Source organism: Pseudomonas sp. P116 (genome assembly GCF_020149425.1).
In the GTDB taxonomy this organism is placed as follows: domain Bacteria; phylum Pseudomonadota; class Gammaproteobacteria; order Pseudomonadales; family Pseudomonadaceae; genus Aquipseudomonas; species Aquipseudomonas anatoliensis.
The window spans coordinates 122,814-144,330 of record NZ_JACVHB010000005.1 but is presented as its reverse complement, the minus strand read 5'-3'; the positions used below and the strand labels follow the sequence as shown (position 1 = coordinate 144,330).

Sequence of the window (21,517 nt, the reverse complement as noted above, 5' to 3'; positions counted from 1 at the left end):
GGATTTATCCCCGTTCGGCTGCGAAGCAGTCGCCCAGTCCAGACAACTCAATCGGATTGGCGGGACGCAGGGGGGCCGCTTCGCGACCCAACGGGGATAAATCCCCTCGCCACAGATCGCTCCCTGAGGGAGCGGATCAAGCAATCAATCAGGCGTCAGGCGCCTGCTCTTTCGGTGCATCTGCTTGTGTTTCTGCATCTACAGCGTCGTCTGTCGCCACTTCACCGTCAGGGTTCAGTGCCGCTTCTTCAGCTACTTGTTTCTTGCGCTGAAGCTTTTCCTCTTTCTTCTTTTCCTTTTCCAGGTCTCGTTGACGTTTGGCGAAGGAGTAATTGGGTTTGGCCATGGGCGATCCTCTTGGGTCGAAGGTGAGGTTGAGCGGCGCATATTCTGCCCTGTATCGGTGCCAGGCGGTTAGCCGGGTTTTTGGTCGACCCACTTTGGCGTGACGGTCGGCTTCCAGTTATCCAGGGCGTCGAGCAGCGTTTGCGGCGATTCGCTCACTTGCAGCATGTCACGGTGTGGCCCGCGAACGAAGCCTTCGCCGACGATATGGTCAAGAAAAGCAGTGAGTTTGCTGTAGAAACCGTTCACTTCCAGCAGGCCCAACGGCTTGCCGTGGTAGCCGAGCTGGCCCCAGGTCCAGACTTCGAACAGTTCTTCCAGGGTGCCGAGGCCACCGGGCAGCGCGATAAACGCATCGCTGAGTTCGGCCATCCGCGCCTTGCGGGCGTGCATGCCGTCGACCACTTCCAGACGCGTCAGGCCTTTGTGACCGATTTCCTTGTCCATCAGGCTCTGCGGGATGATGCCGATCACCTCGCCACCGGCGGCCAGTGCGGCATCGGCAACGATGCCCATCAAACCGACGGCGCCGCCGCCATAGACCAGCGTCAACTTGCGCTCGGCCAATGCGCGACCAAGGGCCACGGCGGCTTCGGTATAGGCTGGGTCAGTGCCGGCGTTGGCACCGCAAAATACACAAACGGATGTGAGAGACATGCCTTTCTCCGGTATCGAATCAGTCGCACAGGGTAATGGCTGGCACGCCTCGATCCAAGGTTTAGAGTGCACGCTCCGGCGATTCAAAGGTACCGCTGGCGCCGCAGGCATAGGCGGCGAGCAAGCTGCACAACAGGCCGTTAAAGATCATGACAGACGCTCCGTTTCAGTGAGATGCGCCGATCATAGATTCAGCCGGGTGATCTGGCCGTTAGATTGTGTCGATGAGTGTCATAGCCTGAAAGTTGTATACAATTTTTGACTCAAGTCATAGGAACTTGCGAAGATTTCAGGCAGTCTTTCAACCATTAGTGTTTTTGTTAACCCTGCCTTGGAGATTCACCATGTTTTCCAAAGTTGTTGCGGTATCCCTGCTGGCGCTGGCCAGCAGCCAATTGATGGCTGCCGAGTGCAAAACCACCGTTGACTCCACCGACCAGATGTCCTTCAACACCAAGGCCATCGAAATCGACAAGAGCTGCAAGACCTTCACCATCGAATTGACCCACTCCGGCAGCCTGCCGAAGAACGTCATGGGCCATAACCTGGTGATCAGCAAAGAAGCTGACATGCAGCCGATCGCTACCGATGGCCTGGCCGCCGGCATCGACAAGAACTACCTGAAGGACGGTGATGCACGCGTCATCGCTCACACCAAAATCATCGGCGCCAAGGAAACCGACTCGGTGACCTTCGATGTGTCGAAGCTCAATGCCAGCGAGAAATACGGCTTCTTCTGCTCGTTCCCTGGCCACATCTCGATGATGAAAGGCACTGTGACCCTGAAGTAATCATTCAGGCACAAAAAAAGCGTCCCGCGAGGGACGCTTTTTTGCTCTTGTGTAGGAGCTGCCGAAGGCTGCGATCTTTTGATCTTGTTTGTTGGAAGCAAAATCAAAAGATCGCAGCCTCGTTTCACTCGACAGCTCCTACAGCGATCACAGCGATCACAGCGATCACAGCGGATCGCTGGGATCTCAGAAGTTCCAGGGCGCTGCTTATTACGGCGCGAACGGCATCACGCGTTTGTGATGGGTCTTGTTGTACGTATCAACAATGATCTTGAACGCCTCTTCACGCAGCGGCTCGCCGTGCAGGAACGCGTCGATCTCGGTGTAGGTCACGCCATGGGACGCTTCGTCCGGTTTTCCCGGCGACAGGTCTTCGAGGTCCGCCGTCGGGACTTTCTCGACCAGCGACTCCGGCGCGCCGAAGCTGCGGGCAATCGCCCGTACCTGGTTTTTCACCAGACCGCTGAGTGGGGCGAGGTCACAGGCGCCGTCGCCGAACTTGGTGAAAAACCCCATCACCGCTTCCGCTGCATGGTCGGTACCGATCACCAGACCACCCGCCGCGCCAGCAATCGTGTACTGCGCAACCATGCGCATCCGCGCCTTGGTGTTACCGAGCACGAAATCCACTGACGCCGCTTGCTTGCCTTCGAACGCCGCGACTTCACTGGCCAGCGCTTTCACCGCCGGGCCGATGTTGACGGTGTGGCGTTCGTCCGGATTGATGAAATCCACCGAAGCCTGAGCGTCGTGCTCGTCGAACTGTGTTTCATACGGCAGGCGTACGGCGATGAATTTGTACGCATTGTCGCCGCTACGTTCGCGCAATTCACGCATCGCGCGCTGGGCCAGCAGCCCGGCTGTCAGCGAGTCGACGCCGCCGCTGATGCCCAACACCAGCGTCTTGAGCCCGGAATTGACCAGGCAATCCTGAATAAAGGTAATGCGCCGGGCGACTTCGGCTTGCAGGGCCTGGTGGTCAGCGAACGGCGGTTGCACCTTGAGCTGTTCAGCAATCTCACGCTGTACGGCTTGCATGAATTCACTCCTTGCTAGATAGACTGGAATCGGCAGGAACCTGGAAAACGTGTCGCAAATAGGCGACAAAATTCGGATCTTTGCAGTGGGTCTTGCCTGGCTCGTCGGAGATCTTCGCCACCGGTTGGCCGTTGCAGGCGGTCATTTTAAGCACGATGCTCATCGGTTCGACACCCGGAATGTCACAGGTCAGGTTAGTGCCGATGCCGAAGCTCACGTTGATCCGCTCGTGCAGCGCGCGGAATATCTCCAGCGACTTGGGTAATGTCAGGCTGTCGGAGAACACCAGCGTCTTGCTCATCGGGTCGATGCCGAGCTTGTGATAGTGGGCGATGCATTTTTCGCCCCATGCCACAGGATCCCCGGAATCGTGGCGCAAGCCGTCGAAAAGCTTGGCAAAGAACAGGTCGAAATCGCCGAGGAAAGCATCGGTGGTGATGCAATCGGTGAGGGCGATCCCGAGCAATCCCCGGTACTCGCGGACCCAGCAATCGAGGGCGGCGATCTGGCTGTCGATCAACCTTGGGCCGAGTTGCTGGTGCGCCATGATCCATTCATGGGCCATGGTGCCCAGCGGTTTCATGTCCAGTTCGCGAGACAGGTGGACATTGCTGGTGCCGACGAATCGGCCGGGGAAATCGTGCTTGAGCACGTTCACCACTTCTTCCTGTACTCGGTAGGAAAACCGCCGACGGGTGCCGAAATCGGCGACCTGCAATTGCGATAGTTCATCGGCCGAAGCATTGGCGGTCAGCCAGTCGAACTTGCGATAGAGCTGTTCTCGCGCCTGTTCGATCACGGTTTCGCGGTAGCGATAGCGGTTGCGCACTTCGCTGACGATGGCCAGCAGCGGCACTTCGTAGAGGATCACATGCAGCCACGGCCCGCGCAGACGGATAAACAGTTCGCCGTTTTCGATGCCGGTGTGCAAGTAGCGCAGATTGAAGCGGAACAAGCCGAGGAAGCGCAGGAAATCCGGTTTCAGGAAACTGATGCGCTCCAGAAAGCTCAGTTGATCGGCGCTCAGGCTCAGTTCGGCCAGACGCTCGATCTGAAAGCGGATCTCGGCCAGATACGGACGCAAGTCCTCACTGTTACGGCAGCGAAACTCCCATTCGACTTCGACGTTGGGGTAGTTGTGCAGCACCGCCTGCATCATCGTCAGCTTGTAGAAGTCGGTGTCGAGCAGGTTCTGCACGATGCGATCGGCAAACACACTCTCGCTCATAACGGGGTCTCCAGGTGCGCCGCGCCGTGGCGCGGTCTCGAACAATGGCGCTAGTGGCGCATATCAGCGGTGGGGATTGCCAGCGATTTCTATTCTGAGTGAGGTCAATTGTGGCGAGGGGATTTATCCCCGACCGGCTGCGAAGCAGTCGTCGCTCTTGAAATTTTGGGGCCGCTGCGCGACCCATCGGGGATAAATCCCCTCGCCACAAGGGGCTGATTTCAGCCTGGATTGTCGATCTGCTCCAGCATCCATTTCACAAAATCCCTCACCTTGGGCACTTCCGCAGAATGTTCCGGGTAGGCCAGGTAGTAGGCGTCGGTGCTGGGCATTGCATGCTGCCAGGGAATGACCAGTTTGCCGTCGGCCAATTCCTCTTCCACCAGAAACCGTGGCAGCAGCGCTACACCGCAGCCGACCTGTGCGGCGCGGATGCACATATAAAAGGTTTCAAAACGCGGGCCGTGGTAGCTATGTTCGGTCTGGTAACCCTGACTGTCGAACCAGTCGTGCCAGGCCTGTGGCCGTGAAGCGTTCTGCAGCAGCACCAGGTCGGTGAGTTGCGTCGGATCAGTGAAAGGCTTGTCGGGCAAGCTGCCGGGCGCGCACACCGGCACAAGCTCTTCGCCGAACAGCTTCAGGCATTCAGTGCCGGGGCGTGAACCCTGGCCGAAATAGAACGCCAGATCGCTGCGCCCTTGCAGCAAATCGTCGGCCTCCTGCTCGTTGCACATGTCGAGATGGATCGACGGATGGCGCAAGCGCCAGCCTTTCAGGCGTGGCACCAGCCAGCGGGCGCCGAAGGTCGAAGGCGTGGAGACGCGCAGGACTTCGGTCTCGCCGCCGTAGGAACGCAGGTAGTGGGTCGACATCTCTACCTGCGTGAGGATTTTTCTGACTTCCACCAGATACAAATCCCCGGCCGGGGTCATCTGCAAACGCCGGCGTATCCGGCGGAACAACAAGTGCTGCAACAATTCCTCTAGTTGCGCGACCTGTTTGCTGACGGCGCTTTGGGTGAGGTTCAGTTCCTCGGCGGCCCGGGTGAAACTCAGGTGCCGGGTCACGGCCTCGAAGCACTGCAATGCGGTGATCGAAGGCAAGTGGCGTTTGTTCAGCATGGCCGATCCTTTTCTTGTCTTTCTATGCGCAGCATGAATAAACGGAATGATATCTCGCGTAAAGGTCGTTTGTTGCCTCGCCGTACTGACGCTACAACTAAAGGCCTGCCCGGTCGTGAAAAACCGACCGCACACATTCAGTTTTTTGCTTGAGGAGTGACCCATGGTTGCCGCATTGCTTGATCGTCTTGGTGTGAACCCGGCCCTTTATCAGAACGGCAAAGTGCCGGTGCATTCGCCGATCGACGGCAGCCGCATTGCCGCCGTGAACTGGGAAGGCCCGGCCGAAGTCGAGCAGCACATCAGTCGCGCAGATCATGCGTTCGAAGCGTGGCGCAAGGTGCCGGCCCCGCGCCGCGGCGAACTGGTGCGCCAATTCGGTGAAGTGTTGCGCGAGTACAAAGCCGATCTCGGCGAACTGGTGTCGTGGGAGGCGGGCAAGATCACCCAGGAAGGCTTGGGTGAAGTGCAGGAGATGATCGACATCTGCGACTTCGCCGTCGGCCTGTCCCGCCAACTGTACGGCTTGACCATCGCCTCCGAGCGCCCGGGCCACCACATGCGTGAAACCTGGCATCCACTGGGCGTGGTCGGCGTCATCAGCGCCTTTAACTTTCCGGTTGCGGTGTGGGCATGGAACACCACGCTGGCGCTGGTCTGCGGCAACCCTGTGGTATGGAAACCCTCGGAGAAAACCCCGCTGACGGCGCTGGCCTGTCAGGCGCTGTTTGATCGCGTGGTGAAGAATTTCAGCGATGCTCCGGCAAGTCTCTGCCAAGTGATCATCGGTGGCCGTGACGCTGGTGAGGCGCTGGTCGATGACCCGCGTGTTGCGCTGATCAGTGCGACCGGCAGCACCCGCATGGGCCGCGAAGTGGCGCCGAAAGTCGCCGCGCGTTTCGCCCGCAGCATTCTCGAACTGGGCGGCAACAACGCAATGATCCTCGGCCCAAGTGCCGATCTCGACATGGCCGTGCGCGCAATCCTGTTCAGCGCGGTCGGCACTGCTGGCCAGCGTTGCACCACCCTGCGTCGCTTGATTGCCCACGAGTCGGTGAAGGAAGAAATCGTCACTCGCCTCAAGGCTGCGTACGCGAAAGTGCGTATCGGCCATCCGCTGGAAGGCAATCTGATCGGCCCGCTGATCGATAAACACAGCTTCGAAAACATGCAGGATGCGCTGGAGCAGGCGTTGAGTGAGGGCGGCCGGGTGTTCGGCGGCAAGCGTCAATTGCAGGATCAATTCCCCAACGCTTACTACGTCTCGCCAGCGATTGTTGAAATGCCGGAGCAGAGCGACGTGGTCTGCAGCGAAACCTTCGCGCCGATCCTGTACGTGGTTGGCTATAGCGATTTCGAGGAAGCGCTGCGCCTGAACAACGCTGTGCCGCAAGGCCTGTCATCGTGCATTTTCACCACGGATGTGCGCGAGGCCGAACGGTTCATGTCGGCGGTCGGCAGCGACTGTGGCATCGCCAACGTCAATATCGGCCCGAGCGGCGCGGAAATCGGCGGCGCGTTTGGTGGCGAGAAGGAGACCGGAGGCGGTCGTGAGTCGGGCTCCGATGCCTGGCGCGGGTACATGCGCCGCCAGACCAACACCGTCAACTACTCGCTGGAGTTGCCGCTGGCGCAGGGCATTACGTTCGACTGAGGATCGAGGAAAAGCTCAAAAGATCGCAGCCTTCGGCAGCTCCTACAGGGCTGCGGTTGGCTGCGGTTTTGTAGGAGCTGCCGAAGGCTGCGATCTTTTGGCAGGCCCACATACGCATTTGGTTAGGTTTCTGTTGGAGTCTGGCAATGCCGTTACGCGAAGAATGTCTGTGGGAAAAGCTCACGCCACTAAGGCCCGATAACACGGCGCTCAAGGGTGAGGTCAAGGTTGATGTCTGCGTGATCGGCGCCGGGTTCACCGGGTTGTCGGCGGCACTGCATCTGTTGGAAAAAGGCAAAACCGTCTGCGTGCTGGAGGCTCATCGTGCCGGTCACGGCGGTTCCGGGCGCAATGTCGGGCTGGTCAACGCCGGCATGTGGATCCCGCCGGACGAGATCGAAGCCGGTTTCGGCGAGGCGGTCGGCAGCCAGCTCAACCGCATGCTCGGGGCAGCGCCTTCATTGGTGTTCAGCCTTGTGGATAAGTACAACATCGATTGCCAGCTACGCCGCGAAGGTACGTTGCACATGGCGCACAACGCCAAGGGCGAGGCCGATCTGCGCAGTCGTGAACAACAATGGAAGCGCCGCGGCGCACCGGTCGAATTGCTGACCGGCAAGGCCTGTGAACAAGCCACCGGTACGCAGAAAATCGCTGCCGCCCTGCTTGATCGTCGCGCCGGCACGCTCAATCCGATGGCCTATGTCACCGGTCTGGCGAATGCCGTGATGAGCCTCGGTGGGCAGATGTTTGATCATTCTCCGGTCGCTCGACTTGAGCGCGTGGGGCAACGATGGTCAGTGCAGACCGAGCACGGTTCGGTGCTGGCCGAGCAAGTGGTGATCGCCTCCAACGCCTATACCGAAGGCGACTGGACCGAACTCAAACGCAACTTCTTCCCCGGTTACTACTATCAGGTCGCCTCGGTGCCACTGACCGAAGACGCCGCGCAGGACATTCTGCCGGGCGGGCAGGGGTCGTGGGATACGCGGCAAGTGTTGAGCAGCATCCGTCGCGACAAAGAAGGGCGGTTATTGCTCGGCAGTCTCGGCAACGGCAATCAGAAACCGGCCTGGTTTCTCAAGGCCTGGGCCGATCGGGTGCAACAGCATTACTTCCCCAATCTGAAACCTGTCGAATGGGAATGCACCTGGACCGGGCGTATTGCGTTCACGCCCGATCACTTGATGCGCCTGTTCGAACCGGCGCCCGGTCTGGTCGCTGTCACCGGTTATAACGGCCGTGGCGTGACGACGGGCACCGTGGTCGGCAAGGCCTTCGCCGATTACCTGTGCAATGGCAACCCTCAGGCCCTGCCGATTCCCTTTGCACCGATGCAGCCGCTGGCAGGCGTGGGCTTGCGCAGTTGTCTTTACGAAGCCGGGTTCTCGCTGTATCACGCGGGCCAGTGCCTGCGCATCGTCATTTGAGTGTTGAAATATGTTGCGTGAAGCGGCGCTTTTTCGCTTAGCGACTAGCCTGTAATGGTGCGGGTTGTAGCAGTCCCGCACCAGCAGTGTGCAGTTCGGTGACGCGGGCTGTTACAGGCTGGTTGCACATCGATTGGTGCCGCGGTTGCAATGATGGCGCAAGCGGGTTGCGCCTGAAAAAATAAATGGTTTCACCTTCCGCGGTTTAGACGGTTGCACGCCCAATGAAAATGGGAACGAAACAGTCGAAATAACAAGAAAGCAGCGACTTTTTGAAGAATAAAAAACCGATGGCACGGCCCTTGCTCTGAGCATCAAGAGAAGTGAAGTCGCAGTGCCAACTAAAAAAAACCTTGGAGCACCACCTCATGTCCCAGACGTTTTACAAGAAAGGCTTTCTGGCCCTCGCAGTGGCTACTGCGTTGGGTGTTTCTGCGTTTGCTCAAGCTGATGTGAAAATCGGTGTAGCGGGTCCAATGACTGGCGCCAACGCGGCATTTGGCGAGCAGTACATGAAGGGTGCACAGGCGGCGGCTGACGCGGTCAACGCCGCAGGCGGCGTCAACGGGGAAAAAATCGTACTGGTCAAGGGCGATGACGCCTGCGAACCGAAGCAGGCCGTGACGGTCGCCAAGGACCTCACCAACCAGAAAGTCGCCGGCGTGGTCGGTCACTTCTGCTCCTCTTCGACCATTCCAGCGTCGGAAATCTATGACGAAGCGGGCATCATCGCGATCACCCCGGGTTCCACCAACCCGCAAGTGACCGAGCGCGGCCTGAGCGCCATGTTCCGTATGTGCGGGCGTGACGACCAGCAGGGCATCGTTGCCGGCGACTACATCGTCGACGTGCTCAAGGGCAAGAAAGTCGTCGTGCTGCACGACAAAGACACCTACGGCCAAGGCCTGGCGGATGCCACCAAGGCCCAACTGGTCAAGCGCGGCGTGACCCCGGTGTTGTACGAAGGCCTGACCCGTGGTGAAAAAGACTTCAGCACCATCGTCACCAAAATCCGCGGCGCTGGCGCCGACGTTGTCTACTTCGGTGGTCTGCACCCGGAAGCCGGCCCACTGGTTCGCCAACTGCGTGAGCAAGGCCTGAAAGACGTCAAGTTCATGTCCGATGACGGCATCGTTACCGACGAACTGGTGACCACCGCTGGCGGCCCGCAATTCGTCGATGGCGTGCTGATGACCTTCGGCGCCGACCCACGCATGCTGCCCGACAGCAAGGCTGTGGTAGATGCCTTCCGCAAGGCTGGCACCGAGCCTGAAGGCTACACCCTGTACGCCTACGCTTCGGTTCAGACCCTGGCCGCCGCTTTCAACGGCGCCAAGTCCAACAAGGGCGAAGAAGCTGCTGCCTGGCTGAAGAAAAACCCGGTGAAAACCGTCATGGGCGAGAAGGCCTGGGACTCCAAGGGCGACCTGAAAGTCTCCGACTACGTGGTTTACCAATGGGACAAGGACGGCAAATACCACCAGCTGGAAAAACAGAAGTAAGGGCTGACGCGATCAGTTAATCACCACCGATCCCTTGTAGGAGTGAGCCTGCTCGCGATAGCGGTTCAACATTCAACAAATCTGTTGGCTGTGAGTCCGTCATCGCGAGCAGGCTCACTCCTACAGGGGCGGGGGTAATCAGGCTGATCGTGGCTGACATTGCTCCGACGTAAATCTGTATTTTTCCTAGAAGAACCGCACACCCAGGGTGTGCAGGTTCTCACTGCGTGAGATTGCGTTATGGATGGTATTTTCCTGCAGCAACTGGTCAACGGCCTGACCCTCGGGTCGGTCTATGGCCTGATCGCCATCGGCTACACAATGGTCTACGGCATCATCGGCATGATCAACTTCGCCCACGGCGAGGTTTACATGATTTCCGCTTACCTGGCGGCAATCAGTCTGGCTCTGCTGGCGTACTTCGGTATCGAATCTTTCCCTCTGCTGATGCTCGGCACCCTGATCTTCACCATCGTCGTCACGGCGGTGTATGGCTGGGTCATCGAGCGTGTTGCCTACAAACCTCTGCGTAACTCCACACGGCTGGCGCCGCTGATCAGCGCCATCGGTATTTCCCTGATCCTGCAAAACTATGCACAGATCGCCCAAGGCGCCAAACAACAGGGCGTTCCGACGCTGCTCACCGGTGCATGGCGGGTTGAAGTCGGTACCGGCTTCGTACAACTGACCTACACCAAAGTCTTCATTCTGGTGGCCGCATTCGTCGGCATGGGGCTGCTGACCTACATCATCAAGTACACCAAGCTCGGCCGCATGTGCCGCGCTACCCAGCAAGACCGCAAGATGGCTTCGATTCTGGGGATCAACACCGACCGGGTGATTTCCTACGTGTTCATCATCGGTGCAGCCATGGCGGCACTCGCGGGTGTGCTGATCACCATGAACTACGGCACCTTCGACTTCTACGCCGGCTTCATCATCGGCATCAAGGCGTTCACCGCTGCGGTACTCGGCGGGATCGGCTCGCTGCCCGGCGCCATGTTGGGCGGGATCATCCTCGGCATCTCCGAGTCGCTGTTCTCCGGCCTGGTCAACTCCGACTACAAAGACGTATTCAGCTTCTCGCTGCTCGTACTTGTTCTGGTCTTCCGGCCGCAGGGCCTGTTGGGCCGTCCTCTTGTGTCGAAGGTGTAAGCGATGTCTTCAACCACTAAAAAATCCATTGATGTCAAAAAAAGCCTGGTTGAGGCGATTCTGGCCGGCCTGATTGCCTTGATTGTTTTCGGGCCGATCGTCGGTGTCGTGCTCGACGGTTACAGCTTCAACCTTGAAGTGACCCGCGTGGCGTGGATCATTGCCATCGTCATGGCTGGCCGCTTTGCCCTCAGCCTGTTCCTGCAAACGCCCAAGGGTCTGAAGATTCTCGACGGATTCGAGAGCTCCGGATCGGGCGTGCATGTATTGCCCGCCGATCACAAATCCAGCCTGCGCTGGATTATTCCGCTGGTGGTTTTGCTGGCAGTAGCTGTGCCGTTCTTCTCCAACTCGTACCTGCTGGGCGTGGTCATCCTCGGGTTGATCTACGTGCTGTTGGGGTTGGGGCTGAATATCGTGGTCGGCCTGGCCGGTCTGCTCGACCTTGGTTACGTGGCGTTCTACGCCATCGGCGCCTATGGTCTGGCGCTCGGTTATCAATATCTCGGGCTGGGTTTCTGGACGGTGCTGCCGCTGGCGGCGATCACCGCGGGGCTTGCCGGCTGCATCCTCGGTTTCCCGGTGCTGCGCCTGCATGGCGACTATCTGGCGATCGTGACCCTGGGCTTCGGTGAGATCATTCGTCTGGTCCTCAACAACTGGCTGTCCCTCACGGGTGGCCCGAACGGCATGGCGGCGCCGCTGCCGACGTTCTTCGGCCTGGAGCTCGGCAAGCGGGCGAAGGATGGCGGGGTGCCGTTTCATGAGTTTTTCGGCATCGCTTACAACCCGGACGTGAAGTATTACTTCATTTACGCGGTGCTGTTTCTCGTGGTGCTGGCCGTGCTGTACATCAAGCATCGACTGGTGAAAATGCCGGTCGGTCGCGCTTGGGAAGCCTTGCGTGAAGATGAAATCGCCTGCCGCTCGATGGGCCTCAACCACGTACTGGTAAAGCTCTCGGCATTCACCATCGGCGCGTCGACGGCGGGTCTGGCGGGTGTGTTCTTCGCGACTTATCAGGGCTTCGTCAACCCGACCTCGTTTACGTTCTTCGAATCGGCGCTGATCCTTGCCATCGTCGTCCTCGGCGGCATGGGCTCGACCATCGGTGTGGTGATTGCAGCGTTTGTGCTGACCGTCGCCCCTGAACTGCTGCGCGGGTTTGCTGAATATCGCGTGCTGCTGTTCGGCATTCTGATGGTGTTGATGATGATCTGGCGACCACGCGGGTTGATTCGCATCAGCCGTACCGGGGTCAAACCACGCAAAGGTGTCATTCACTACGAGAGGACTGCGCCATGAGTGAAGTCGTACTCTCTGTTGAAAAACTGATGATGCATTTCGGTGGCATCAAGGCGTTGAGCGATGTCAGCCTGAAGGTCAAACGCAACTCGATCTTCGCCCTGATCGGCCCCAACGGCGCCGGCAAGACCACGGTGTTCAACTGCCTGACCGGTTTCTACAAAGCCTCCGGCGGCAAGATCGAGCTCAACGTGCGCGGCCAGCAGACCAACGTGATTCAACTGCTGGGCGAGTCGTTCAAACCGACCGACTTCGTTTCGCCGAAAAGCTTTCTCAGCCGGATGTACTACAAAATGTTCGGCGGTACCCATCTGGTGAACCGCGCAGGCCTGGCTCGAACCTTCCAGAACATTCGTCTGTTCAAGGAAATGTCGGTGCTGGAAAACCTGCTGGTGGCCCAGCACATGTGGGTCAACCGCAACATGCTCGCCGGCATCCTCAACACCAAGGGCTATCGCAAGGCTGAAAGTGACGCGCTGGATTGCGCGTTCTACTGGCTGGAAGTGGTCGATCTGGTGGACTGCGCCAACCGTCTGGCCGGTGAGCTCTCGTACGGTCAGCAACGCCGTCTGGAGATCGCTCGGGCCATGTGCACGCGGCCGCAGATCATCTGCCTCGACGAACCGGCCGCCGGCCTCAATCCTCAGGAAACCGAAGCGCTGAGCGCAATGATCCGGTTGCTGCGTGACGAGCATGATCTGACCGTGGTGCTGATCGAACACGACATGGGCATGGTAATGAGCATTTCCGACCACATCGTGGTACTGGACCACGGCATCGTTATCGCTGAAGGGGGACCTGAAGCCATCCGCAACGACCCGAAAGTGATTGCCGCCTACCTGGGCGCCGACGAAGAGGAGCTGGTATGAGCCAACCGATCCTCGAACTGAAAAACCTGGACGTGTTTTACGGCCCGATCCAGGCACTCAAAGGCGTTTCGCTGCAGATCAATGAAGGGGAAACCGTCAGCCTGATCGGCTCCAATGGCGCGGGGAAATCAACATTGCTGATGTCGATCTTCGGCCAGCCGCGGGCGGCGAACGGGCAGATCATCTATCAAGGCGTCGACATTACCCACAAGTCATCGCACTACATCGCGTCCAACGGCATTGCGCAGTCGCCGGAAGGACGGCGGGTGTTCCCTGACATGACCGTCGAGGAAAACCTGCTGATGGGCACCATCCCGATTGGCGACAAGTACGCCAAAGAGGATATGCAGCGCATGTTCGAGCTGTTCCCACGGCTTGAAGAGCGGCGCACGCAACGGGCGATGACCATGTCCGGCGGCGAACAGCAGATGCTCGCCATTGCTCGCGCATTGATGAGCCGACCCAAGCTGTTGCTGCTCGATGAGCCGAGCCTGGGGCTGGCGCCGATCGTGGTGAAGCAGATCTTCGCGACCCTGCGGGAACTGGCGAAAACCGGCATGACGATTTTCCTCGTCGAGCAGAACGCCAACCATGCGTTGAAGCTGTCGGATCGCGCGTATGTGATGGTCAACGGCGAGATTCGCCTGACGGGTACCGGTAAGGAGTTGCTGGTGAACGAGGAGGTGCGTAACGCCTATCTGGGCGGGCACTGATACTCATCGTTATGCAAAAGCCCCGACGCGAAAGCCTCGGGGCTTTTTTACATCCGTAATTCACCTCAGACCCCCTGTAGGAGCTGCCGAAGGCTGCGATCTTTTGATCCTTAAAAACAACATCAAAAGATCGCAGCCTGCGGCAGCTCCTACATGGAATCCAGCCGTGACATCAAGCGGATTTTGAAATTGTGGAAAACAAATTCCGCAACCTGCCAAAGCGCGACATATAGACGCTGCAAATGGCTGTTTTTCCACAGTTTTGACTTGTCCCCGTTTGCTGTGGAACTGGCTGTGAATAACGTGGGAGTAGCTGGCTGAAGCCCTTTAAAACCGTGGCGTGCAGGCGTGTGGTTGTTTTTTGATCAGGCGTTTTTGCGGGAGCGACAGACGTCTTTGTCAACCTTTTTGTGGGCGCAGCATGGCAGCAGGTTTGATGCGTACAAGCCTGTGGATAAGTCTGTGATTAAACTCTGGAAAGACCCCGCTAAGGGCCGTAGTTACTGGCCTCGCGCAATCACTTCGCCAACCGGGCTGTCGTGCAAAATGCCATGTCCCGCACAGGTATCGCTCCAGGGTCAAGCAAAAAACTTTCTATTTCGCCCGCAAAGCCTTGTGTGGCGTGGCTTTGCGCGCTTCCACTTGCCCCCGGAAACTGTGGAAGGGACTGTGGATAACATGCGTGCACATGGCTACAGGCCACGGTGCATATGGCGTAGCGACGACTGATCAAATTTCATACAGTGTTTACGCTTTTGTAGGAGCTGCCGCAGGCTGCGATCTGTTGATTCTTGTTTTTAAGATCAACAGATCGCAGCCTGCGGCAGCTCCTGGACGGGCAACGGTTGCTGGTTAATCTCGGGCCGGGCATGCTGCCTGCTGATTTTCTATTCCAATGGCTGCCCTCGCGGTCGAAGCAAGGAGAACACGATGTCCAACACCCTGTTTATCACCGGCGCGACGTCCGGTTTTGGTGAAGCATGCGCCCGTCGTTTTGCCGAGGCTGGCTGGAAACTGGTGCTGACCGGTCGTCGTGAAGAACGCCTCAACGCTCTGTGCGCCGATTTGTCGAAACAGACCGAAGTGCATGGCCTGGTGCTTGATGTCCGGGACCGCAAGGCAATGGAGGAGGCGATTGCCAACCTGCCGCCATCGTTCGCCAAACTGCGTGGCCTGATCAACAACGCGGGCCTGGCGCTGGGCGTTGATCCTGCGCCGAAATGCGATCTGGATGACTGGGACACCATGGTCGACACCAACGTCAAAGGCCTGATGTATGCCACTCGCTTGCTGCTGCCGCGCCTGATCGCCCACGGTCGTGGCGCCGGCATCGTCAACCTCGGCTCCATCGCCGGCAACTACCCTTACCCCGGCAGTCATGTGTACGGCGCGACCAAAGCGTTTGTTAAACAGTTTTCGCTGAACCTGCGCTGCGACTTGCAGGGCACCGGCGTGCGTGTCAGCAACATTGAGCCGGGGCTGTGCGAGAGCGAATTCTCGCTGGTGCGTTTCGCCGGTGATCAGGAGCGCTACAACGCCACCTACGCCGGAGCCGAGCCGATCCAGCCGCAGGACATCGCCGAGACGATTTTCTGGGTGATGAATGCGCCGGCGCATATCAACATCAATAGCCTGGAATTGATGCCGGTGAGCCAGACCTGGGCCGGGTTTGCCATCGAGCGTAACAAGGCTTAAGACCGCATAACGGCCATCGCTGGCAAGCCAGCTCCCACAGGGGCTTCGGCCTAGACATAATCTTGTGACCGACTCGATACCTGTGGGAGCTGCGGTGCGACGATTCGACTTGCCAGCGATGGGGTCATAACAGCCAATAAATCCCGATAAGGTAGACTCCTCTCCCAACAACCCCACCGCACCCCGCGGTTTTCAAGGTTTTCAGAGGAGGCTACGTGAGTAACCGAGGTGAGCAGTCGCTGCTCAAACAATCGACCATCCTGATGTTCGCCGTGTCGATTGCCGGGATCGTCACCGGTTTTGTTTCAGGTTCCCAATCCATCCTGTTCGATGGTTTTTTCTCGCTGATCGCAACATTCATCAAAGTACTGATGCTGATCACTGCCAAGCTGATCGCCAAGGAAAGCAATCACCGTTTCCAGTTCGGCTTCTGGCATCTGGAACCCATGGTGCTGCTGATTGAAGGCAGTTTTCTGCTGTTGATTGCCATCTACGCGTTTCTCAACGGCGTGTTCGGCATCATCGACGGTGGCCGAGACATTGAGTTGGGTCTGGTGATCATCTATGCCGCCGTGTTTACCGTGGTCGAGTTCGCCTACTTCTTCTATGTACGCCGGCGCAATCGCAAGCTCAAATCCAGCCTGATCCAGTTCGACAACATCAGTTGGCTGGTGGATGCGATGCTTTCTGTGGGCCTGCTGATCAGTTTTCTCACGGCGCTGCTGCTCAAGTCCCAGGGCTATGGCGAGTGGGCGGTTTACGTCGATCCGCTGATCCTGATCGTACTGGCCCTGACCATGCTGCCGCCGGCCTTCAAGATCCTCGGCCCGGCGCTACGCGATGTGCTTGGCATCGCGCCGGACACGCTGAATGACCACGTGCGCCAGGTAATGGACGAGGTGAAGGTCGAGCATGGTTTCGACGATTATGTGTCCTACGTGCAGAAGCACGGGCGGGCGCGGTTTATCGAGATTCATGTGGTGTTGCCGGCGGATTACCGACTGGAGCACGTCGGGCAACTCGATGCGCTGCGTGAAGAGATTTCCGCGAAGCTGGGCAAACCGGATGCGGCGCGATGGTTGACCATCAGCTTCACGGGCGACAAGAAGTGGATTGCCTGAAGAACGGCTGATGGGAATTGTGTAAGGGAATGTTGTGCTGAAGGGGTTTACTGTGGCGAGGGGATTTATCCCCGATGGGTTGCGAAGCGACCCCAAAAGCCGGGGCTGCTGCGCAACCCATCGGGGATAAATCCCCTCGCCACAAAGGCCCCTGTTCCACAAAGATTCCCTTTGCAACAGCAGATCCCTTTGCGCGAAACGTCAGCGAAGATAGTCAGCCAATCCGCGATAGCACGTCGCCAAGTGATACGGCGTGGTCGAGGGCATGTCCTTGCGGCTGACCTCGCCCTGCTCATCGCGGCACTCATGCCAGCCACCGGCATGCAGAAAGCGCTGTTGCAACGCCTGCAATTGATGCAGCACCACGGCTTCGCTGTCGGGGCGCAAGGTCAGCGCACGCAGGTATTCGGCCTGGGCCCAGATGCGCTGGGTTGAATCTTTCGCACGTTCGTCCATTTCCAGATCAAGCATTGCGCGCACCGCACCGGACGGCTGCTCCACGCCGAATTGCTCGGTGAAGGCAAAGGCCTTATCAAGCGCCGCATGCAATTTCGAACCGCGCAGCAGCGCTGACGATTGCAGCAGGAAATACCATTCGAACTGGTGCCCGGGCTCGTACCAGTTATCCACAACGCCCAACGGTTTCTCCATCAACACGCCATGTTGCGGGTCGATGAAACGCTTGTGCATGGCTGTGCATAACTCAAGCAGCGCCTGTTGCGTCGCGCTGTCCTGGCGAACTTGCAGAGTGGCGAGGAAGGCTTCGGCGAGGTGCATCAGCGGGTTTTGCAGCGGGCCGGTTTGCAACGTCATCCAGTCGCGGTCGAGGCACGCTTCGTAAAGGCCATCGCCGGTAGCGAAACGCTGACCGATGACTTCCAGCGCGGCGTTCAACGTCGATTCCACCAGCGGCTCGCGGGATTTTTCCCAGTAATGCGCGCAGGCAAACAGGATGAACGCGTGGGTGTAGAGATCTTTGCGCTGATCCAGCGGTTTGCCCTGCGCATCGATGCTGTAGAACCAGCCGCCGTGCTCGGCATCGTGGAAGTGTCGTTGCAGAGAACGGAACAGCGCGGCCGCGCGTTCTGCTGCGTTATCCACAACGCCGATCAGGCTGGAAAACAGATACAGCTGTCGTGCACAGGCCATCGCCCGATAACGTTGCGCTGGCAACGGATGGTGCGCGGCGTCGAGTGCTTCGTAGGGCAGTGCCATGTCGGCATTCCAGCCCGGGCCTTGCCAGAGCGGCACGATCACGTTGACGAAGTGCTGTTGCACCTCGGTGAACAGGGCGGTCAATTCAGGCAGGGATTTGGAGCGGGAAGCATGGGGCATTGGCGGACGTCGTCACGGCTGGGGCGATTGCGCGACATGGTAGCAGAGCGGCGGGCTTTAGAGACCCGGTGTCTGTCAGACCGCTACCGCCAGCAGGCTGGCTCCCACAGTGACTTAAGTGCGCAATGCGACCCTGTAGGAGCTGCCGAAGGCTGCGATCTTTAATGTCAAAATCAAAAGATCGCAGCCTTCGGCAGCTCCTACAGGGGGATGAGGCGTTTAGCCGGCCAGCAACCAGGCACCAGTCATTGCCGAAGCCGCACCCGCCAACCGCACCAACGGCGCTGCCGCTTGCGGCAACACGCGCACCACGCCATAACCGGCGGCATGCAGCGCAGCAGTGGCAGCTACAAAACCTGCCGCATACGCCCACGGATTGCTCATCTCCGGCAATTCCAGCCCATGCGCAACACCATGGAACAACGCAAACAGCGCCGTCGCCGCCACCGCCATAACCAGCGGCGGACGCACCGCCAGCGCCACGGCCAGGCCCAGCGCCAGCACCGATGCGGCGATCCCGCTTTCCAGCGCCGGCAGTTCCAGCCCTTCAAAACCGAGCATGCCGCCGATCAGCATGGTGCCGACAAAGGTGCACGGCAGCGCCCAGCGTGCCGCGCCTTGTTGCTGCGCAGCCCACAAGCCGACGGCGACCATCGCCAACAGGTGATCGAGGCCGCCAATCGGGTGGCTGATGCCCGCGATCAAGCCGCTGTCGCCGTGGCCCGGATGTGCGAAGGCCAGTGCCGGGGTCAGCAGCAGCGCAACGGCGCCGAGAATACGTTTGAGTGTCATGGATAAGCTTCCTTGTTGATAAGTGAATCAGGCTGCGGTCAGCAAGCCCTGGCGTTCGATGAAGGCGATGATTGCGTCCAGACCCTGACCGGTCTTCTGGTTGCTGAACACGAACGGCTTGCCGTTGCGCATGCGTTTGGTGTCGCTATCCATCATTTCCAGCGAGGCACCGACCAGCGGCGCCAGGTCGATCTTGTTGATCACCAGCAGGTCGGACTTGCAGATCCCCGGCCCGCCCTTGCGCGGCAACTTGTCGCCGGCCGAGACGTCGATCACGTAGATGGTCAGGTCGGACAGTTCCGGGCTGAACGTCGCCGACAGGTTGTCGCCGCCGGACTCCACCAGAATCAGGTCCAGCCCCGGAAAACGCCGGTTCAACTGATCGACCGCTTCGAGGTTGATCGAGGCGTCTTCGCGGATCGCCGTGTGCGGGCAGCCGCCGGTTTCCACACCGATGATCCGCTCGGGCGCCAGCGCTTCGTTGCGCACCAGAAAATCGGCGTCTTCGCGGGTATAGATGTCGTTGGTGACCACGGCGAGGTTGTAGCGCTCGCGCAAGGCAAGGCACAGGGCGAGGGTCAACGCGGTTTTACCGGAACCGACCGGGCCGCCGATACCGATGCGCAGAGGTTGTGTGTTCATACAGCTTCTCCAAAATAAAAGGCTCAAAATGACGGGCCCTAGGAACGGAACAGACGGCTGTACTGGCGCTCATGGGCCATGCACGTCAGGGACAGGCCGAACGCGGCGCTGCCAATGTGTTCGGGTTTGATGTGGGTCGCGTCTTGCTGCGCCTGTTGCAGCAACGGCAGCAATTCGCTGGTCAGGCGTTGGGCGGCTTGCTGGCCCAGCGGCAAGGTTTTCATCAGCACGGCGAGCTGGTTTTCCAGCCAGCTCCACAGCCACGCGGCGAGGGCGTCTTGGGGTCTGATCCCCCAGGCGCGAGCAGCCAGCGCCCAGCCGAGCGCCAGATGCGGTTCGCTGCATTGTTCGAGAAAGGTTCGGGCCGGCGCGTCGAGCTCTGGCAAACCGTTGAGCAACTGCTGCAGCGAATAACCCATCTGCCGACTTTCCAGATGCAACTCGCGAGTCTCGCGGCTGGCACGGTGGGTTTCGCAGATGTGCAGTAATTCGCCCCAGTTTTCCTCGGCGGCTGCCTGGCAATGGACAAGCAGCAGCGGAGCTTCGAACCGGGCGAGGTTGAGCAGCAACTGATCGCTGATCCAGCGGCGGGCGCTGTCCGGGTTGTTGACGCGGCCGTTATCCACAGCCATTTCCAGGCCTTGCGAATAGCTGTAGCCGCCAATCGGCAATTGCGGACTGGCCAGGCGCAGCAGCGCCCAGGCTGGGTTCATAAACGAACGCCGAACTGGTGCAGTTTTGGCGCGTAGTTGAAGTCTTCGTCGCCGTGCCGCGAATGATGATGGCCACCGCCGTAGGCGCCGTGTTCCGGCTGGAACGGCGCTTCAAGCGCTTCAACCTGCGCGCCGAGTTGTTCCAGCATGGCTTTGAGCACGTAGTCGTCGAGCAAGCGCAGCCAGCCATCGCCGACTTGCAGGGCGACGTGGCGATTGCCCAGGTGATACGCGGCGCGGGTCAGTTCGAAGGCATTGGCGCAGGTGACGTGCAGCAGTTGTTCGGGGCGGGCGCAGACACGGACGATGCGGCCATCTTCGGCCTGTAGGCATTCGCCGTCATACAGCGGCGGCTGACCGCGCTCCAAAAACAACCCGACGTCTTCGTTTTCGGCACTGAAACAGCGCAAACGGCTCTTGCTTCGGGCTTCGAAGGTCAGGTGCAACTCGGCGGCCCAGACGAGTTGAGGGTCGATTCTGCGATGAATCACCAGCATCGGAAAGCTTCCAGCAGTGGACAATACTCAGGCTAGAGCAAGGGGCTTGCCAATCGGGCGAACTGTAGGAAATCCCTGTCGGATCGTAGATGGTGTTGCAGGATGTTGCGGGGATTTGAAGCGTTTTGGTGCATGAAGATTTTTACATGCACCAATTTGCGGCGCAAAAAAGATCGCAGCCTTCGGCAGCACCTACACCGATCTCTGTAGGAGCTACCGAAGGCTGCGATCTTTTGATTTTTATTCGGTACTGCCCAGCCCTTGCCAGTGCTTGAGCCCGATAAAGATGAAGCGCAACTGCTGGGTGATCTTCGCCTGCGCCGTCAAATGCTCGGGCAAGGCCTCGGCCGGTGGATCGATGATATCCGGCAGGGTGGCGAACACCGATTTGACGATCAGGTCGGCCACCACGCTCAGGCCTTCGGCGTCCAGGTGCTGGAGCTTGGGCATCATCGTCAGATCGGCCGCGAGGTCGGAACTGATGTTCTCGCGCAGACGGCCAATCGCCTGGCGCACCGGCAACGAACCACCGTACTGCTCGCGCGCCAGAAACAGGAACTGCGAACGGTTGGCGCTGACCACATCGAGGAAGATCCGCACCGACGCATCGATGATGCCGCCCATGACGAATTCGTTATGGCGTACCAAACGGATGGTTTCGCGGAAGGTCTGGCCCACTTCGCTGACCAGCACCAGACCGAGTTCGTCCATGTCGGCAAAATGCCGATAGAAACCGGTGGGCACGATGCCGGCGGTCTTCGTCACTTCGCGCAGGCTCAGGCTGCCGAATCCTCGGCCGCTTTCCATCAAATGGCGGGCAGCGTCCATCAGGGCGTTGCGGGTCTGTTGTTTCTGTTCGGCGCGGGGCAGCATCGCAAGGTGTGTTCTTTGGCAAGACAAGCGCCGCACTCTAG

General features: G+C 59.1%; 21 protein-coding genes. 10 read left to right on the top strand and 11 right to left on the bottom strand.

Going from position 1 to position 21,517, the window contains the following annotated elements:
- Window positions 1–148: 148 nt before the first annotated feature.
- Both ICA15_RS18125 and ICA15_RS18120 read right to left on the bottom strand, forming a co-directional pair.
- On the bottom strand, window positions 149–346 hold the full coding sequence (locus ICA15_RS18125) for a hypothetical protein (protein WP_150617990.1): 198 nt from the start codon (window positions 344–346) through the stop codon (window positions 149–151).
- A gap of 68 nt (window positions 347–414) precedes the next feature.
- The gene (locus tag ICA15_RS18120; protein WP_210554244.1) at window positions 415–1,002 is read right to left on the bottom strand and encodes a TIGR00730 family Rossman fold protein; all 588 of its coding nucleotides are present in this window, start codon (window positions 1,000–1,002) and stop codon (window positions 415–417) included.
- A gap of 344 nt (window positions 1,003–1,346) precedes the next feature.
- Between ICA15_RS18120 and azu the strand changes: the two genes are divergently transcribed.
- Window positions 1,347–1,793: an azurin gene (gene azu, locus ICA15_RS18115; protein WP_042557408.1), complete on the top strand. Its 447-nt coding sequence runs from the start codon at window positions 1,347–1,349 to the stop codon at window positions 1,791–1,793.
- Window positions 1,794–2,003: 210 nt separating this feature from the next.
- Here the strand turns inward: azu and nadE are convergent, their stop codons facing one another.
- The 3 genes from nadE to ICA15_RS18100 all read right to left on the bottom strand — a co-directional run bounded on the left by nadE (window position 2,004) and on the right by ICA15_RS18100 (window position 5,180).
- Window positions 2,004–2,831, bottom strand: coding sequence for an ammonia-dependent NAD(+) synthetase (nadE, locus tag ICA15_RS18110; protein WP_210554243.1), 828 nt, complete (start codon window positions 2,829–2,831; stop codon window positions 2,004–2,006).
- Between the two features lie 4 nt (window positions 2,832–2,835).
- The gene (pncB, locus tag ICA15_RS18105) at window positions 2,836–4,059 is read right to left on the bottom strand and encodes a nicotinate phosphoribosyltransferase (protein WP_210554242.1); all 1,224 of its coding nucleotides are present in this window, start codon (window positions 4,057–4,059) and stop codon (window positions 2,836–2,838) included.
- A gap of 221 nt (window positions 4,060–4,280) precedes the next feature.
- A complete protein-coding gene (locus ICA15_RS18100; RefSeq protein WP_150602614.1) occupies window positions 4,281–5,180 on the bottom strand; it encodes a LysR family transcriptional regulator in 900 nt (299 codons plus the stop codon).
- A 163-nt stretch (window positions 5,181–5,343) separates the two neighbouring features.
- Here ICA15_RS18100 and ICA15_RS18095 point away from each other — a divergent pair, with 163 nt between their 5' ends.
- From ICA15_RS18095 to ICA15_RS18055, 9 genes are all read left to right on the top strand, one after another.
- Window positions 5,344–6,834, top strand: coding sequence for an aldehyde dehydrogenase family protein (locus ICA15_RS18095; protein ID WP_042557412.1), 1,491 nt, complete (start codon window positions 5,344–5,346; stop codon window positions 6,832–6,834).
- A gap of 146 nt (window positions 6,835–6,980) precedes the next feature.
- Window positions 6,981–8,264: an NAD(P)/FAD-dependent oxidoreductase gene (locus tag ICA15_RS18090; RefSeq protein WP_210554241.1), complete on the top strand. Its 1,284-nt coding sequence runs from the start codon at window positions 6,981–6,983 to the stop codon at window positions 8,262–8,264.
- A gap of 368 nt (window positions 8,265–8,632) precedes the next feature.
- On the top strand, window positions 8,633–9,766 hold the full coding sequence (locus ICA15_RS18085; RefSeq protein ID WP_042557414.1) for an ABC transporter substrate-binding protein: 1,134 nt from the start codon (window positions 8,633–8,635) through the stop codon (window positions 9,764–9,766).
- Between the two features lie 240 nt (window positions 9,767–10,006).
- Complete coding sequence (locus ICA15_RS18080) at window positions 10,007–10,921, top strand: ABC transporter permease subunit (RefSeq protein WP_042557415.1); 915 nt, start codon at window positions 10,007–10,009, stop codon at window positions 10,919–10,921.
- Window positions 10,922–10,924: 3 nt separating this feature from the next.
- Window positions 10,925–12,226: a high-affinity branched-chain amino acid ABC transporter permease LivM gene (livM, locus tag ICA15_RS18075; RefSeq protein ID WP_210554240.1), complete on the top strand. Its 1,302-nt coding sequence runs from the start codon at window positions 10,925–10,927 to the stop codon at window positions 12,224–12,226.
- A complete protein-coding gene (locus tag ICA15_RS18070; protein ID WP_016985385.1) occupies window positions 12,223–13,095 on the top strand; it encodes an ABC transporter ATP-binding protein in 873 nt (290 codons plus the stop codon). The genes livM and ICA15_RS18070 overlap by 4 nt, the downstream gene beginning before the upstream one ends.
- Window positions 13,092–13,808, top strand: coding sequence for an ABC transporter ATP-binding protein (locus ICA15_RS18065; RefSeq protein ID WP_150594063.1), 717 nt, complete (start codon window positions 13,092–13,094; stop codon window positions 13,806–13,808). The genes ICA15_RS18070 and ICA15_RS18065 overlap by 4 nt, the downstream gene beginning before the upstream one ends.
- A 930-nt stretch (window positions 13,809–14,738) precedes the next feature.
- Window positions 14,739–15,503: an SDR family oxidoreductase gene (locus tag ICA15_RS18060; protein WP_150617986.1), complete on the top strand. Its 765-nt coding sequence runs from the start codon at window positions 14,739–14,741 to the stop codon at window positions 15,501–15,503.
- Between the two features lie 215 nt (window positions 15,504–15,718).
- Window positions 15,719–16,624 (top strand): cation diffusion facilitator family transporter, encoded by a 906-nt coding sequence (locus tag ICA15_RS18055; RefSeq protein ID WP_150602608.1) that lies wholly within the window; start codon window positions 15,719–15,721, stop codon window positions 16,622–16,624.
- A 201-nt stretch (window positions 16,625–16,825) separates the two neighbouring features.
- Here ICA15_RS18055 and ICA15_RS18050 read toward each other — a convergent pair whose 3' ends face one another.
- From ICA15_RS18050 to ICA15_RS18025, 6 genes are all read right to left on the bottom strand, one after another.
- Window positions 16,826–17,959: an AGE family epimerase/isomerase gene (locus tag ICA15_RS18050; protein ID WP_210554239.1), complete on the bottom strand. Its 1,134-nt coding sequence runs from the start codon at window positions 17,957–17,959 to the stop codon at window positions 16,826–16,828.
- A 219-nt stretch (window positions 17,960–18,178) separates the two neighbouring features.
- Window positions 18,179–18,751, bottom strand: a complete 573-nt coding sequence (locus ICA15_RS18045; protein WP_210554238.1) for a HupE/UreJ family protein — start codon at window positions 18,749–18,751, stop codon at window positions 18,179–18,181.
- A 27-nt stretch (window positions 18,752–18,778) separates the two neighbouring features.
- Entirely contained in the window at window positions 18,779–19,393 is a 615-nt protein-coding gene (ureG, locus tag ICA15_RS18040; RefSeq protein WP_150594068.1) for an urease accessory protein UreG, read from the bottom strand.
- Window positions 19,394–19,431: 38 nt separating this feature from the next.
- On the bottom strand, window positions 19,432–20,106 hold the full coding sequence (locus ICA15_RS18035) for an urease accessory protein UreF (protein WP_210554237.1): 675 nt from the start codon (window positions 20,104–20,106) through the stop codon (window positions 19,432–19,434).
- Window positions 20,103–20,603 (bottom strand): urease accessory protein UreE, encoded by a 501-nt coding sequence (ureE, locus tag ICA15_RS18030; protein ID WP_210554236.1) that lies wholly within the window; start codon window positions 20,601–20,603, stop codon window positions 20,103–20,105. The genes ICA15_RS18035 and ureE overlap by 4 nt, the downstream gene beginning before the upstream one ends.
- 240 nt (window positions 20,604–20,843) lie before the next feature.
- Window positions 20,844–21,476: a TetR family transcriptional regulator gene (locus ICA15_RS18025; protein ID WP_150602604.1), complete on the bottom strand. Its 633-nt coding sequence runs from the start codon at window positions 21,474–21,476 to the stop codon at window positions 20,844–20,846.
- Window positions 21,477–21,517: the final 41 nt, after the last annotated feature.

Bases quoted from the DNA above. Each gene is read 5' to 3' on its own strand.
- ICA15_RS18125 (WP_150617990.1), bottom strand. From the start codon at position 346: ATGGCCAAACCCAATTACTCCTTCGCCAAACGTCAACGAGACCTGGAA.
- ICA15_RS18120 (WP_210554244.1), bottom strand. From the start codon at position 1,002: ATGTCTCTCACATCCGTTTGTGTATTTTGCGGTGCCAACGCCGGCACT.
- azu (WP_042557408.1), top strand. From the start codon at position 1,347: ATGTTTTCCAAAGTTGTTGCGGTATCCCTGCTGGCGCTGGCCAGCAGC.
- nadE (WP_210554243.1), bottom strand. From the start codon at position 2,831: ATGCAAGCCGTACAGCGTGAGATTGCTGAACAGCTCAAGGTGCAACCG.
- pncB (WP_210554242.1), bottom strand. From the start codon at position 4,059: ATGAGCGAGAGTGTGTTTGCCGATCGCATCGTGCAGAACCTGCTCGAC.
- ICA15_RS18100 (WP_150602614.1), bottom strand. From the start codon at position 5,180: ATGCTGAACAAACGCCACTTGCCTTCGATCACCGCATTGCAGTGCTTC.
- ICA15_RS18095 (WP_042557412.1), top strand. From the start codon at position 5,344: ATGGTTGCCGCATTGCTTGATCGTCTTGGTGTGAACCCGGCCCTTTAT.
- ICA15_RS18090 (WP_210554241.1), top strand. From the start codon at position 6,981: ATGCCGTTACGCGAAGAATGTCTGTGGGAAAAGCTCACGCCACTAAGG.
- ICA15_RS18085 (WP_042557414.1), top strand. From the start codon at position 8,633: ATGTCCCAGACGTTTTACAAGAAAGGCTTTCTGGCCCTCGCAGTGGCT.
- ICA15_RS18080 (WP_042557415.1), top strand. From the start codon at position 10,007: ATGGATGGTATTTTCCTGCAGCAACTGGTCAACGGCCTGACCCTCGGG.
- livM (WP_210554240.1), top strand. From the start codon at position 10,925: ATGTCTTCAACCACTAAAAAATCCATTGATGTCAAAAAAAGCCTGGTT.
- ICA15_RS18070 (WP_016985385.1), top strand. From the start codon at position 12,223: ATGAGTGAAGTCGTACTCTCTGTTGAAAAACTGATGATGCATTTCGGT.
- ICA15_RS18065 (WP_150594063.1), top strand. From the start codon at position 13,092: ATGAGCCAACCGATCCTCGAACTGAAAAACCTGGACGTGTTTTACGGC.
- ICA15_RS18060 (WP_150617986.1), top strand. From the start codon at position 14,739: ATGTCCAACACCCTGTTTATCACCGGCGCGACGTCCGGTTTTGGTGAA.
- ICA15_RS18050 (WP_210554239.1), bottom strand. From the start codon at position 17,959: ATGCCCCATGCTTCCCGCTCCAAATCCCTGCCTGAATTGACCGCCCTG.
- ICA15_RS18045 (WP_210554238.1), bottom strand. From the start codon at position 18,751: ATGACACTCAAACGTATTCTCGGCGCCGTTGCGCTGCTGCTGACCCCG.
- ureG (WP_150594068.1), bottom strand. From the start codon at position 19,393: ATGAACACACAACCTCTGCGCATCGGTATCGGCGGCCCGGTCGGTTCC.
- ICA15_RS18035 (WP_210554237.1), bottom strand. From the start codon at position 20,106: ATGAACCCAGCCTGGGCGCTGCTGCGCCTGGCCAGTCCGCAATTGCCG.
- ureE (WP_210554236.1), bottom strand. From the start codon at position 20,603: ATGCTGGTGATTCATCGCAGAATCGACCCTCAACTCGTCTGGGCCGCC.
- ICA15_RS18025 (WP_150602604.1), bottom strand. From the start codon at position 21,476: ATGCTGCCCCGCGCCGAACAGAAACAACAGACCCGCAACGCCCTGATG.